Genomic DNA, 13,766 nt, shown 5'->3' on the forward strand with positions numbered 1-13,766 from the left:
CACCGCGAAGGCCCAAGGTCCCCTGGTCGTACCACTGGAATGCGCCACGCACCGCGCCTGAACCCGCATTCCTTCCCGACCCCATACCTTTCAGACCAAGGACCATCCATGGCTATCACCAACCCGATTTCATTCGACCGCCACGAGGCCAAGGCCTCGCGCGCGCACATCTCCGCCTCGCTGGCCGACGCCAAGCACACCAGCTACTGGCTGGACACGGACAAGCGCCCGGCGCCGAAGTCCGCGCTGCACGGCAGCGTCGACACCGACCTGCTGGTGGTCGGAGGCGGCTACACCGGCCTGTGGACTGCGCTGCAGGCCAAGGAGCGCGACCCGCAACGCGAGGTCGTGCTGCTCGAGGGCCAGCGCATCGGCTGGGCCGCCTCAGGACGCAACGGCGGCTTCTGCGAAGCCTCGCTGGTCCACGGCGAAACCAACGGCGAGAACCACCTGCCCAGGGAGAACGCGCTGCTGGCAAAGCTTGGCGCGCAGAACCTCGACGAGCTGCAGGCAACCGTCGAACGCTACACCATGGACGTTGACTTCACCCGCGACGGCGTGCTGAACGTTGCCACCGAACCCCACCAGATCGAATGGGTCACCGAGGAAGCCGGATCCGAGGGCGTCGAGGTCCTGGATGCCGCCGGTACCCGCACGCTCATCAACTCCCCCGATTTCCTGGCCGGCGCCTGGGACAAGGACAGCTCCGCGCTGGTCCACCCCGCCAAGCTGGTCTGGGAACTTGCCCGGGTTTGCACCGAGCTTGGCGTGAAGATCTACGAGCACACCCAAGTCACCGAGCTGGTCGAGGACGGCGCCACCATGCGCGCGCTGACTGCCGACGGACAGGTGACCGCGAAGCACGTCGCACTGGCCACCAACGTCTTCCCCTCGCTGCTCAAGCGCCACCGCGCCCACGTCATCCCGGTCTACGACTACGCATTGATGACCGAGCCGCTGACCGAAGAACAGCGTGCCGCCATCGGCTGGGATCCGATGGTGGGACTGGCTGACATGAACAACCGTTTCCACTACTCCCGCCCGACCATCGACGAGCAGGGCGGATTCCGCATCCTGTACGGCGGCTACGACGCGGTTTACCACTTCGGCGGCAAGGTGCGTTCCAGCTACGACACCAACCAGGAAACCTTCGAGAAGCTCGCCTCGCACTTCTTCGGCAGCTTCCCTCAGCTGCACGAGGTGAAGTTCTCCCACGCCTGGGGCGGGGCAATCGACACCTGCTCGCGCTTCTTCTCCTTCTTCGACCTGGCCTACGGCGGCAAGGTCGCCTACTGCGCCGGCTTCACCGGGCTGGGAGTGGGCGCCACCCGCTTCGGCGGCAAGGTCATGCTGGACCTGCTCTCCGGCGCGAAGACCGAGCTGACCGAGCTGGAACTGGTGCGCACCAAGCCGATCCCGTTCCCGCCGGAGCCTGCCGCCTGGGTCGGCGTGAAGCTGATGACCAGCCACCTGGTGAAGGCCGACCGCAACGAAGGCAAGCGCTCGCCCTTCCTGAAGCTCATGGACAAGATCGGCATGGGCTTCGATTCCTGAGCCCGCCGCCAGCCACTACCTATCCAAGGAACCACCTATGACTACCTTTGAATTCACCGAGGGCCACCAGTTCATCAACGGCGCGTTCGTGCGCGGCGAAGGCCCTGCCATCACCCGCACCAGCCCTGCCACCGGCCAGAAGCTGATGGACGTGGACACCGCCACCGCCGCCCAGGTCGACCAGGCAGTGCAGGCAGCGGCCGCCGCGTTCTCCAGCTGGTCCAAGCTCACCCCGGGCGAGCGCTCCGACCACCTGCTGGCCCTGGCCCGCGAGCTGCAGGGCAAGGCCGACCTGCTGGCACAGGTGGAAACCGCGCAGACCGGCAAGACCATCCGCATGTCCACCGAATTCGATGTGCCGGGCTCGATCGACAACGTGAACTTCTTCGCCGGAGCGGCCCGCAACCTGCAGGGCCTGGCCGCCGGGGACTACGCCGGAAACACCACCTCGATGGTGCGCCGCGAGGCCATCGGCGTGATCGGCTCGATCAGCCCGTGGAACTACCCGCTGCAGATGGCCGCATGGAAGGTGCTGCCGGCGATCGCCGCGGGCAACACCATCGTGCTCAAGCCCAGCGAGCTCACCCCTGGCACCACCTTGCTGTTCGCGCAGGCCGCCAAGGACGCGGGACTGCCCGACGGCGTCATCAACGTGGTGGTCGGCGGCGGCGTGGAGGTCGGCGAGCCGCTGGTGCGCCACCGGTTGGTGAAGATGACCTCCTTCACCGGGTCCACCGCGGTGGGCCTGAAGATCATGTCCATGGCCGCCGAGAGCGGCAAGCGCGTGCATCTGGAACTGGGCGGCAAGGCGCCGTTCGTGGTTTTCGACGACGCGGATATCGAGGCAGCAGCTCACGGCGCGGTGGCCGGTTCCACCATCAACGCAGGCCAGGACTGCACCGCCGCCACTCGCGCCTACGTGCACTCCTCGGTGTTCGAGAAGTTCACCTCCCGCGTGGCCGAGCTGATGGACGCCATGGTGGTCGGGGATCCGACCGACGAGGACACCGACATGGGCGCGCTGATCAGCGAGCAGCATGCGGCCAAGGTCGCGGCCATGGTCGAGCGCGCCGTCGCCGCCGGGGCCACCGCCCTGGCCGGAGGCGTGCGCGTTGACCGTCCGGGCAACTTCTACCGCCCGACCCTGATCACCGGAGCGGCGCAGGATTCGGAGATCGTGCAGGACGAGGTGTTCGGCCCGGTGCTGGTGGCGCTGCCGTTCGACACCGACGAGCAGGCCATCGAGCTGGCCAACGACACCCCCTACGGCCTGGCCGCCAGCGCCTGGACCAAGGATGTGAACCGCGCCATGCGCGCCAGCGCCGAGATCCAGGCCGGCTGCGTGTGGATCAACGAGCACATCATCATCGTCTCGGACATGCCGCACGGCGGCTACAAGGCCTCGGGCATGGGCAAGGACATGAGTCAGTACTCCTTCGACGAGTACACGAACGTCAAACACGTGCTGATCGCCCATGACACCGCGGCCCACCGCAAATGGCAGGACACGGTGTTCAAGCAGCGCTAGCCCGAAGCGTCAGACACTGCGCAGCAGCTGGCCCAGTTTTTCCGTCGCGCCCCCCGGTTCGGTGGTGGCGAAGAAATACTGGGCCAGCTGCTTTTGCCGTCCGGACACCCCGGAGGCCGCCAGCGCGGCCACGCGGTCGGCCAGCCCGTTGGCGTGGCCGAGCAATTGGTCCGCCGGCAGGCCCTGGCGCAGCTTGCAGTCCCGGTCCCCGGCCAGCAGCAGCGGCACATTCAGTGCCACCGCGTCGTAGGACATGGCCGAGATGTCGCAAATCGCCACGTCGGCCCAGACCAGCGACTGGCCGGCGTCCGCGGTGGGATCCAGCAGCGAGGTGTAGTTGGACTTCAATGCGGTGATGGACTTGCGGGCTTCGCCCGACACGTCACCGGTCTTGGGGTGCGGGCGGAAGCGGACCTCGAAGCGGTCGTCGGCCTGCAGTTGGGCGAGGATCCGCTCCCCCAGCGCGGTGATGGAGGAATAGGCCATGGCCTGGGAATCGCCTTCCCAGGTCGGCGCATAGAGCACCCGGATCCTGGCGCTCGGGCCGCTGGGCGTCAGCGCATCAAGCTGCGGGCGGCCGATCTGCACCAGGTGGGCGAGGTCGAAGCGCGGGATGGCCTCGCGGATGCGCTCGACCGCCGCCGGGCCGGCGACGCAGGCGTAGTCGTAGGCCTTGAGCTGGTTGGAGACCATGGAGGCCTTTTCGCTCTCGCCGTGGTTCAGGTGGATGTGCGCCGGGCCGTTGAAGCGCAGCATGGTGAAGTTGCGCTGCGAATTGTTCACGTAGCAGATGGCCTTGGTGCCCATCGCGGCCAGCTGCTTCTCGATCTGCTCCATGGAGCGGGTGAACAGCAGCGGCAGGCTGGTCGAGTCCAGCGCCTGCCGCGCGCTGAGCGCGTCCATGAGCACCACCCCGGTGCTCATCCCCTGGTCGGCCAGCCGTTCGAAGGTCTCCAGCCAGGTGTCCAGCTGGTAGATCTGGCCCGGGCCTTCAGCGAAGAACAGGACCACATCCGCCTGTTCCAGTCCACGGGAGGCTTCGGCGATCTGGGCTCGCACCGAGCGCTCGGCCAGCAGGGACTTGGCTTTTCCAGCGGCTTGATTGATTGGGGATGGAATCAACGGCATGCGTTAAGTCTACGTAAGCGCTAGCCCTTCAGCGCGGAGGCAAGGGATTCGATGTTTCCCTGCATCCATTCCAGGTAGGTCGAGCCGTCGGTGATCGTCTCGGTCAGTTCCACCACGGGCACCCCGGCGTCTTTCGCCACCGAGCTCAGGGCCTTGGTTTCGGTGCCTTCGGTCTGCACGTTGTAGACCATCACGTCCGCGCCCTTGCCGGCCAGCAGGTCCTCGGCGTTCTTGAGGGTCAGCGGGGCGATGCCCTCGCCTTCCTCGATGGCTTCGCTCAGCCCGGCGGGGGTCTTGTTGACCATGCCGGCGTCCTCCAGCAGGTGGAACGGCACCGGTTCGGTCATCAGGTAGCTCTTGCCCTCCAGCCCGGCGGCGGACAGCTCGCCAGCCAGTTGCTCGATGTCGGCGTCGAATTCCCGGGCGTTGCGCGTGTAGTCGGCGGCGTTGGCGGCGTCCTGCTTGCCCAGCTCGGCGGCGAGGGCATCGGCCAGCGCGCTCATGGAGTCCAGGTCGTACCAGACATGCTCGTTGTACTCGGCGTGCTCGTGCCCGTGCTCCCCGCCCTCGTCGTGGGCGTGCTCATCGGCTTCGTCCCCGTGGCCTTGGGCTTCCTCGGCGGCGACCGGCGAGGAGTCGACCACATGCAGCAGCGAGAGGTTGTCGCGCTGCTCCTGGGGCAGCGACTGGACCAGGGTGTCCATGAAGGAGTCGTATCCCCCGCCGTTGGCCAGCACGATGCTGGCCTGGGAGAGGGCGAGCTTGTCGCGGGCCGTCGGCTCGTAGGAATGCGGGTCCTGCGCGGTGGAGGCGATGATCTCGCTGACCTCCGCATGCTCGCCGGCTACCGTCTGGGCGATTTGCGCGTAGACGTTCGTGGTGGCCACGATGCTCGGGCCCGAGGTCTCCGGCGCGCTCTGCGCATCGGAGGAGCATCCCGACAGCAGCAGGCCGGCGACGGGAACGAGGGCAAGTGAGGCGAGAATTGAGCGGTTTTTCACGAGGAAGCTTTCTAGTTCAGGTTCGCTATTGAGAACTATTCTACATTACTCGTGAGAATGATTCGCACTTAGCGCCGCCCGGCGGCCGCTGCCGCCCAGCGATTTGCCGTGTGCTCCCCCGGTTCCGGTGGCCTTGACCACCAGCACCGCGATGGCGGTGGTCACCGGAATCGCCAGCACCAGGCCGATGGAGCCGATCAGGATCCGGATGACTTCCTCGGCCATTTCCCCGGAGCTGAGCGTGGTGCCGAAGCCCTGGTTGCTCAGCGCGGCGATGGCCAGCACCGGCAGCGCCGCGCCGGCATAGGCGAAGGCGATGGTGTAGACCGTGGAGGCGATGTGGTCGCGCCCGATGCGCATGCCGCGCAGGAAGAGCTCGGTGGCGCTGGCCTTCGGCGCGGACTCTGCCAGCTCCCAGACCGTGGCCGACTGGGTGATGGTCACGTCGTTGAGCACACCCATGCCGCCGATCAGCACGCCGCAGATCAGCAGGCCCGGCAGCGAGATCTGCGGAGCCACGGTGGACAGCGTCATGGCGGCCTCGTCGTGCGCCCCGGTCAGCGCCGCCGCGTCGGTCAGCCACAGCGCCAGTCCGGCCGTCACCCCCAAGCCGAACAGCGTGCCCAGCAGCGCGGTGGAGGTCTTGGCATTCAGCCCGTGCGCGAAATACAACGCCACGAACATGATGGCAGTCGAACCGGTCAGGCCCACCACAATCGGATTGCCGCCTTCCAGCAGCGCCGGGACCATGAACACGATCATGAAGGCGATGCCGCCGACCAGCCCGATCATGGCGCGGGCCCCGCGCCATCCTGCCACGAGCACGACCACTAGGCCGTAGGCGATCGCCAGCAGGGCCATCGGGAAGGTGCGCACGAAGTCAACGAACACGAAATCCGTCCCGGAGTTGGAGCCCACCTTGGACAGGTCCAGGTAGCGCAGCGAATCCCCCGCCCGCGCTTCGCGCGACTGCAGCGTCTCCTGCGGGATCTCCAGCTGGATCTCGGCGCCGCCGTCATCGGGCATCACGTAGGTGACGGTGCATTCGAGCACCTTGCCGCCCACGTCCTCCAGGCCCTGCGAAGAAGGGCAGTCCTGGAACACCGAACGGGTCACGGTGCCGGTGGCCATCACCGCGCCGCCGGTGGTGTCAGTGGATCCCGACAGGGCGAACTTGTCGTAGTTCCCCTGCGGCCACAGCGCGATGACCATGACCAGCGCCAGGGCGCCGACCGGTGCGAGCAGGGCCCAGAGGATGATCGAGGCACGGCGGCGTCGCTTGGGGTCCTGCAGGATGGGTTCGTCGTGATGGTGGTGGCCCACGGGTGCGTTCTCCGCATCGCTCGAGTCGAAGTTGTCGTCCCCAAGTCTAATCAGCCAGTGGCAAGCCCGGATGCCTGCCCCTTCGGAATGAGCGCAGAGATCCTCCGGAAGGTTCATGCGTTTGGGTGGGCCTCACCGGGAGAATGGAAGCATGAGCATGACATCAAATGCGGGGCTTCCGGCCCCGACGGAAAACGTTGATGAACCGCGCTACGAGTTCCACAGGCTCCTGCGGCGCGACGAGAACTACCGCTGGTGGCGTCCGCTGGCGCTGCTGGGCACTGCCTCCGGATTCTTCGCGGTGCTCTCCATCGTGGTTGGCGTCATCGCCTTCGTGATGATGATGTCCAATCCGGCGTTCTGGAGCGGCGACACCGCGGCGCTGGAGCAGCTCACGGTGATGAACATGGCTGACCCGATGATGTTCTCCATCGTGATGATCTCGCTGATCGTGATGATCCCCTCGGTGTGGTTCGCCTACCTGCTGCTCGGAGCCAAGCCGGTCTGCCTGCTGGTCTCGGTCGCCGGGAAGATCCGCTGGGGCTGGATGGGCACTGCGTTCGCGGTCAGCGGCATCGTGTACGCCGCCTACTTCGCGCTGACGTTCATCCTGGACGCCCTGGATGCGGGCGGCGGCGTCGAGGTGCCTGCCAGCAGCATCCCGCCGAGCCCCTTGTTCTACGCCCTGCTGGTCATCCTGCTCACCCCGCTGCAGTGCGCAGCCGAGGAACTTGTTTTCCGCGGGGCGTTCATGCAGGTCATCGGCAGCTGGCTCAAGCACCCGCTCTTCGCGATCCTGCTGCCGGTGCCGCTGTTCACCGCTGGGCACCTGTACGACGTCTACGGCCTGCTGGACGTGGCGATCTTCGCCATCGCCGCCGGCTACCTGACCTGGCGCACTGGCGGCCTGGAAGCCGCGATCGCGATCCACGTCGTGAACAACACCTCGCTGTTCCTGCTCGGTTCGGTCGGCCTGGTCGACCTGAACGCCGAGGGCTCGGACCTGGTTTCGCTGCTCATCTCCGGCGCGATGACCGCAATCCTGACGGTCCTGCTGGTCAAGCTCGCGCAGAAGAAGGACATCCAGCGCAGCGTCGGGCCGGCGCCGCGCCGCCGCGCCGAGCAGCACCTGCTGCAGCCGTGGCCCATCGCCTACCCGATGGGCCCGCAGCAGCAGGCCTACTGGGCGCCGCAGGAGAACGGGAACTTCGCCGGACAGCACCAGCCCGGGCCGGACGGATTCCCGCAGACGCCGATGGAACCGGGGCAGCCCGGAGCGCAGGGGCCGGACGGACCAGCCGGACAGGACCCGGACCGGAACTACCGGTAGCCGCCCCGCATACGCGACGGCAGGCATAGGCAAGCGTGGGATCGCCGAGGCGTTCCCACGCTTGGTTGGTTAAGTGCGGTTGGCTCCTAGGACTTGGCCCACCGAAGCAGCGCGGCGATGCCGGCACCGTCGGGCATGGCCATGTCCGGGACGTAGCGGATCGTTGCGTCGGTCAGGGCAGTGGCCCGCAGCAGGACTTCCGGGGCCGGCCATTCGCCGACTACCAGGTCTGCGTGATCATCTCCTTCTTGGTGTGCGACCCATGGCTCGGCGCTCAGCGCGCGCAGGGTGTGCTCGTCCTGGTACTGGCCGACCAGCACCACTTCGGCCTGGGCCGACTGCAGTGCGGTGACGACTTCGTCCAGCCCCACGGCCAGCAGCGACCTCCCGTTGCCTGCCTGCGCCGTGACCTTGGCCTCCAGGTCCGCGACGGCCGCCGATTTCACCTCGTCCACGAGTTTCGAAATATGCTGCTGCACCTGCTTGGTATCCGCGCCGCCGGTGCGCGTGTGGGCGTCGATGACTTCCACATAGTCCTGCAGGTTGGCCGGCAGCGCGCTGGCGACCGCTTCGCGGGCCTTGATGTCCCCGGAGAGGACGATCAGCCGTACGTAGTTGTCGCGGCACATGTCCTCAATCAGCTCGGCGACTTCCTCCGTGTTCCGCCGAATCATTTCATCCGCAGCGGCCTGGGCCTTGGGCTGGTCGTATTCCCCGGGCACCTTGCGCGCGTGGCGGACTTCCTCCGGTGCGCCGACGATGCCGCGGCTGGCGATGCGTTCGGGTGAAGTGGTGTTGTAGAGATGGACTTCTCCGCCGTCGCGTCCGACCTCTGCCACGAGGTAGGAGAACGAGCCGCCGCGGGATCGCGCCAGCGCAGTGAAGTTCGGGAACGGTCCGACGTCGACCGACGGCGATTCAACCTTCAGCCCGGGGAGCAGTTCGTTCAACAGCACCTCGCCGTCATGCACTGCGATGAAACGGGCTACCGGTGCGCGCATTCCCTGCGCTGGCTCAAGTGCACCGGTGACGGCGCTGATATCCCCAGCGCTTGCCTGCTGGCTTTTGAGCAGCTTCGCCACCTTGTCGGGAAGATTATCTGCTGCCTCTTGGGCGGATGTGTTTCCCAGCGAAGCATCGACCAGTGCGGTGCTCCACGGGCCGGGCTTTCGGTAGAGCGAAGCGTCGATTCCATTAGAATCCGCGCGTAGTGCCATGCTGACTCCCTTCCGCACGCGACTCTCGCCGCGATGCGACTTGATCCGTGGCACTAACCTAACATCACTATTCAGATGCAGGAAGAGGTAAGCGCAAAGTAAGCCGCGGATCCGCGCAAATCAGCATGGCCCCCTCAATCTACCAGCGGCCGCGCCAGTACTGCGCCGGGGATGCCATGGCCGCGCCCAGCTTCTTGGAAGCCCGGTTGGGCCACTGTGGGTCGCCCAGGGCGGCGCGTCCCACGCTCACGCCGTCGGCCTGGCCGGTCACCAGGATCTGCTCGGCCTGCACTGGATCGGTGATCCCGCCGACGGCCGTGACGAACGCGTCCTCGGGCAGCGCCTGCTTGACAGCTTGGGCCAGCGGCACCTGGTATCCCGGTCCGCTGGGACCGCGGAAGGGCCCGATCCCCGCGCTGGACAGGTCGAAGGCCCGCACGCCCGCCGCGTAGAGTTCCGTGGCCAGCCGCACCGTGTCATCGATGCGCCAGCCGCCCTCGACCCAGTCGTCTCCGGAGAACCTGATGCCCAGGGCCTTCTCCTGCGGCCACACGGCCGCGACTGCCTGCACGATCTCACGCAGGTAGCGGGTGCGGTTCTCCCAGCTGCCGCCGTATTGGTCGGTGCGCTGGTTCACCAGCGGGGAGAGGAACTGGTGGATCAGGTAGCCATGCGCTGCATGGATCTGGATCAGGTCGAATCCAGCTTGGTCCGCACGCTTCGCGGCCTCGGCCCAGTCCTGCACCGAGTCGGCGATCTGCTGCCCGGACATCTGGGCTGCCGGAGCCAGTCCGTGCAGGTCGCTCGGGGTCGAGGTCAGAGTCTGCCAGCCGCCGTCCTCCGGGGCGAGGCTTCCGGTCTTCCCGGCGTCCTCGTATTCCTTGAGCCAGCCGTAGGTTGAGGCCTTGGCTCCGGCGTGGGCCAGCTGCACGCCGGCGGCGGCCCCCTGGGAATGGATGAACTCGGTGACCGGCTTCCAGGCTTCGGCCTGCTGCTCGTTCCACAAACCGACGTCCAAGTCGGAGATCCTGCCTTCGGGCGCCACCGCCGTGGCCTCGGCGATGACCAGCCCGAATCCGCCCTGGGCGTGGGCGCCCAGATGGACCAGCTGCCAGGCGGTCGGGATCCCGTCGCGCTGCTCGATGGAGTACTGGCACATCGGCGGGAGCACCGCGCGGTTGCGCAGCGCCAGGCCTTCTCCGGCGCGGGTAGGGATGGTCGTGGGAGCGAAGAGTTTACTTTGAGGCATGCTAGGTATGACGTTCCGGCCCGGCCGCTTATTCCGCCGCCGAGATGCGGCGTAACATTTCGCCCCGGCGCGGGCCGGAGCCTCAGCCCAGGACCAGCACCGCGATGCTCAGGTAGACAACCAGCCCCGCGGCGTCGACGAAGGTCGAGATGAACGGGTTGGAGAACACCGCCGGATCGGCCTTGATCGACTTGCCGATGATCGGCATGATGCCGCCGACCCCTGCCGCCACGGTGCACAGCACCATCAAGGTCAGGCCAATCACCCAGGCGACCTGTTCCTCAAAGATCACCCGCGTCAGCAAGAAGCCAAGCAGCCCGAGGCTGAGCCCCAGCACGAAGCCCACGCGGACCTCGCGCAGCAGCACGCGGCCGATGTCGGAGATCCGCACCTCCCCCATGGCCAGGGCTCGGGTGACGGTGGTCGCCGCCTGGTTGCCGGTGTTGCCGCCGATACCGACGATCAGCGGAATGAACAGGCTGAGCACCACCATGGATTCAAGGGTTTCCTCGAAGCTGGAAAGCACCTGCACGGTCAACGTGGCGCCGATGGCCAGTACAAGCAGCCAGAGGATGCGCGAGCGGACCATGCCGCCGATCGGGGTGCTCAGGTACGGCCGGTTCAGCGGTTCGGAACCGGCGGTGCGTGCGGTCCGCGCCTCGTCGGCGTCGTCCAGGATCTCCAGCGCCTGAGCCCAGCTCAGGACCCCGACCAGCTTTTCTTCCTGGTCGAGCACCGCGCCGATTTCGAGCTGGCGGTTGACCACACGGCGCGCGGTCTGCACCGCGGGATCCGCGACCGTCGCGGTGAACATCGGGGTGAGCAGGTCCCCGACGAGGCTCTGCGGATCAGCGGCGATGAGCTGGCTGAGCTCCACTCCGCCGAGCAGGCGGCGCTCGTGGTCCACCACGAGCACCAGGTTTGCGCTGGTGCGCTCGGCCACCTGCTGACGGACGCGCTCAAGGGTCTGCTCTGCGGTCAGCTCCGGGTAGGTCTTGATGTAGCGCGTCGAGACGAAGCGTCCCGTGGAGGCCGCGGAGTAGCCCAGGAGCACGCGGGTTTCTTCGCGGGTCGTGGAGTCCAGTGCCTGCAGCAGGCTGGAAGCCACCGTGGCAGGAAGCTCGTCGAGCAGCGCCGCCCGCTCGGTGGCTCCGATACCGGCCAGCGTCTGGGCAACCGCGTCCTGCTGGAGGCCCTTGATGAGGTCGGCCTGCAGCGGGGCGTCGAGCTTTTCGAACACCCTCAACGCCCGCGGCTTGTCCAGCAGGCGGAAGGCGATGGCGGCTTCGGAGAGGCTGAGCGTGTCCAGGTGTTCGATGATTTCCGCCGGTTCCAGCCGGCGAAGCTGCGCGGCCAATGCGCCGAGCTCCTCCGCTTTCAAGGCTGCGTGCAGTTCCCGAGAATTAGTTGAGAAGTCTACTTTTGGAGTGGTGTACATGGCAAGTCGTCCAAACGTGTTGTTTGGCGCGGAAACATCAGCATTCTGCCCCGTAAGCCGAAGGCCGGAAGCATCAAAAAAGAGGAGATAAATCTCCTGATTTGGCTGGTGTTCTGCGCACGTGAATGAGAGCCGGTCGCGAACTCGCAGACGTGCACGCAGGGAAGCCGAAAGAGGCTTGGGCGCTACGAATCGTCCCGGAGAGATCGCGTGAACATAGATCGGCTAGGGCCGTCGTCCATGTGATCACCTCCTTGCGGACAGGGTGGCGCGTGGGCCACCGTCTATCTCCAGTTCTATCATCCTTGCCTGCTGATGTCCCGCCATGGTGCCTGAGCTCATAGGGTCCGGAAGCCCGACAGGGCGGAGCTTCGATGAAGCTCCGCCCTGCCGGCGCATGGTGCACGATTGTCAGTGCGTCAGCATTCGACGACGTTGACGGCCAGTCCGCCCATCGCGGTTTCCTTGTACTTGTCGCTCATGTCCTTGCCGGTTTCCCGCATGGTGATGATGACTTCGTCGAGGGTGACGTGGTGTTCGCCGTCGCCCATCAGCGCCATCTTCGCGGCGTTCACTGCCTTGGAAGCGGCGATCGCGTTGCGTTCGATGCATGGGATCTGCACCAGTCCTCCGATGGGGTCGCAGGTCAGTCCGAGATTGTGTTCCATGGCGATCTCCGCGGCGTTCTCCACCTGTGCAGGGGTTCCGCCCAGGATTTCGGCCAGCCCGCCGGCGGCCATGGAGGAGGCCGAACCGACTTCGCCCTGGCATCCGACCTCGGCGCCGGAGATCGAGGCCTGTTCCTTGTAGAGCACGCCGACCGCGCCGGCGGTGAGAAGGAAGTTCACGACGGCGTCGTGCTTTTCTTCCGCGTTCCAGTACTTGGCCCCCGGGGCGTAGTGGGTTGCGTAGAACAGCACGGCGGGGATGATGCCGGCGGCGCCGTTGGTCGGGGCGGTCACCACCCGGCCGCCCGAAGCGTTTTCCTCGTTGACGGCCAGGGCCACGAGGTTGATCCACTCCTGCCAGAACACCGGATCGCGGTCCTTGTCTTCCTTGCGCAGGCGCTTGTGCCATTCAGGCGCGCGTCGGCGGACCTTCAGGCCGCCGGGCAGCACGCCGGTTCGCTCGAGGGCGGAGTTCTTGCACTCCTCCATGACCTCGTAGATGTGGATCAGGCCGGAGCGGATTTCTTCGCGGGTGCGGTAGGTTTCCTCGTTGGCCATCATGATTTCAGCGATCGACTTGCCCGTTTCGCGGCAGTGCTCCAGCAGCTTGGACGCGGTGGTGAACGGATAGGGCTGCTGCTTGAGCTTCTTTTCCAGGCTCTTTTCGATGCGTTCCTCGGCGCCTTCACGCACAATGAAGCCGCCTCCGACGGAGAAGAAGGTCTCATTGGACAGTTCGGCGCCCTGGGCGTCGAAGGCGATGAACTTCACGCCGTTGGTATGGCGGGGCAGCACGGTCAGCGGGTGCTGGATCATGTCCTCGACCCGGTAGTCCAGGTCCTTGCGGTGCCCCAGCTGCTCGGCCAGGCGCAGCACGCCGCTGGCGTCCATGTCCGCCAGGCGGGAATCAACCTGGGTCGGCAGGATGCTTTCCGGCTCGAAGCCTTCCAGCCCCAGCATGATGGCGGTGAAGGTTCCGTGCCCGCGGCCGGTGGCGGCCAGCGAACCGTAGACGTCAACGCGGATGCTCTCCACCGCGGGGAGCTGCCCCTCGCGCACCAGATGCGCAATGAAAGCGTGGGCCGCACGCATTGGTCCCACGGTGTGGCTGGACGATGGTCCGATGCCTACCGAGAAGAGATCGAATACGCTTACCGCCATAGCGGATCACATCCTTAGATCTTGGGATCCGGGTGAAACCCGGATCGGCTTGTCTGTCATGCAGGGTTCTTCCCCCTGCCGTCCTTCTTGTGCCGCGTATTTTCGGCAGTAGAGAGACTGAGGGCCCGAAAAGCGCTTTTTCGCCGCTTTCCGGGCCCTCATCTTCGTT

At 66.3% G+C, this 13,766-nt stretch carries 10 protein-coding genes; 3 read left to right on the plus strand and 7 right to left on the minus strand.

The window, feature by feature from the left end; genetic code table 11:
- The first annotated feature begins 108 nt into the window (after window positions 1-108).
- Together ACTX90_RS13775 and ACTX90_RS13780 are read left to right on the plus strand one after the other, a co-directional pair.
- Window positions 109-1,554: an NAD(P)/FAD-dependent oxidoreductase gene (locus ACTX90_RS13775; protein WP_443442255.1), complete on the plus strand. Its 1,446-nt coding sequence runs from the start codon at window positions 109-111 to the stop codon at window positions 1,552-1,554.
- A gap of 37 nt (window positions 1,555-1,591) precedes the next feature.
- The gene (locus ACTX90_RS13780) at window positions 1,592-3,082 is read left to right on the plus strand and encodes an aminobutyraldehyde dehydrogenase (protein ID WP_443442256.1); all 1,491 of its coding nucleotides are present in this window, start codon (window positions 1,592-1,594) and stop codon (window positions 3,080-3,082) included.
- A gap of 9 nt (window positions 3,083-3,091) precedes the next feature.
- Here the strand turns inward: ACTX90_RS13780 and ACTX90_RS13785 are convergent, their stop codons facing one another.
- From ACTX90_RS13785 to ACTX90_RS13795, 3 genes are read right to left on the minus strand one after another with little or no spacing between them, the layout of a single operon-like run.
- Entirely contained in the window at window positions 3,092-4,210 is a 1,119-nt protein-coding gene (locus ACTX90_RS13785) for a CDP-glycerol glycerophosphotransferase family protein (RefSeq protein WP_052772472.1), read from the minus strand.
- 20 nt (window positions 4,211-4,230) lie between these two features.
- Window positions 4,231-5,211 (minus strand): metal ABC transporter solute-binding protein, Zn/Mn family, encoded by a 981-nt coding sequence (locus ACTX90_RS13790; protein WP_443442257.1) that lies wholly within the window; start codon window positions 5,209-5,211, stop codon window positions 4,231-4,233.
- Window positions 5,212-5,256: 45 nt separating this feature from the next.
- The gene (locus ACTX90_RS13795) at window positions 5,257-6,534 is read right to left on the minus strand and encodes a YibE/F family protein (protein WP_047119941.1); all 1,278 of its coding nucleotides are present in this window, start codon (window positions 6,532-6,534) and stop codon (window positions 5,257-5,259) included.
- Window positions 6,535-6,685: 151 nt separating this feature from the next.
- On the opposite strand from ACTX90_RS13795, the gene ACTX90_RS13800 reads away from it, so the two are divergent.
- Window positions 6,686-7,864 carry a CPBP family glutamic-type intramembrane protease gene (locus ACTX90_RS13800; protein WP_183043067.1) on the plus strand — a complete coding sequence of 393 codons (1,179 nt, stop codon included), beginning with the start codon at window positions 6,686-6,688 and terminating at the stop codon, window positions 7,862-7,864.
- Window positions 7,865-7,950: 86 nt separating this feature from the next.
- On the opposite strand, the gene ACTX90_RS13805 is transcribed toward ACTX90_RS13800, so the two are convergent.
- From ACTX90_RS13805 to ACTX90_RS13820, 4 genes are all read right to left on the minus strand, one after another.
- Complete coding sequence (locus ACTX90_RS13805; protein ID WP_047119942.1) at window positions 7,951-9,081, minus strand: baeRF2 domain-containing protein; 1,131 nt, start codon at window positions 9,079-9,081, stop codon at window positions 7,951-7,953.
- Window positions 9,082-9,220: 139 nt separating this feature from the next.
- Window positions 9,221-10,330 (minus strand): NADH:flavin oxidoreductase/NADH oxidase, encoded by a 1,110-nt coding sequence (locus tag ACTX90_RS13810; RefSeq protein ID WP_443442258.1) that lies wholly within the window; start codon window positions 10,328-10,330, stop codon window positions 9,221-9,223.
- Between the two features lie 82 nt (window positions 10,331-10,412).
- Window positions 10,413-11,768, minus strand: coding sequence for a magnesium transporter (mgtE, locus tag ACTX90_RS13815; RefSeq protein WP_047119944.1), 1,356 nt, complete (start codon window positions 11,766-11,768; stop codon window positions 10,413-10,415).
- Window positions 11,769-12,187: 419 nt separating this feature from the next.
- On the minus strand, window positions 12,188-13,597 hold the full coding sequence (locus tag ACTX90_RS13820; protein ID WP_047119945.1) for an L-serine ammonia-lyase: 1,410 nt from the start codon (window positions 13,595-13,597) through the stop codon (window positions 12,188-12,190).
- Window positions 13,598-13,766: the final 169 nt, after the last annotated feature.

This window comes from Glutamicibacter soli (assembly GCF_052322135.1).
In the GTDB taxonomy this organism is placed as follows: domain Bacteria; phylum Actinomycetota; class Actinomycetes; order Actinomycetales; family Micrococcaceae; genus Glutamicibacter; species Glutamicibacter soli.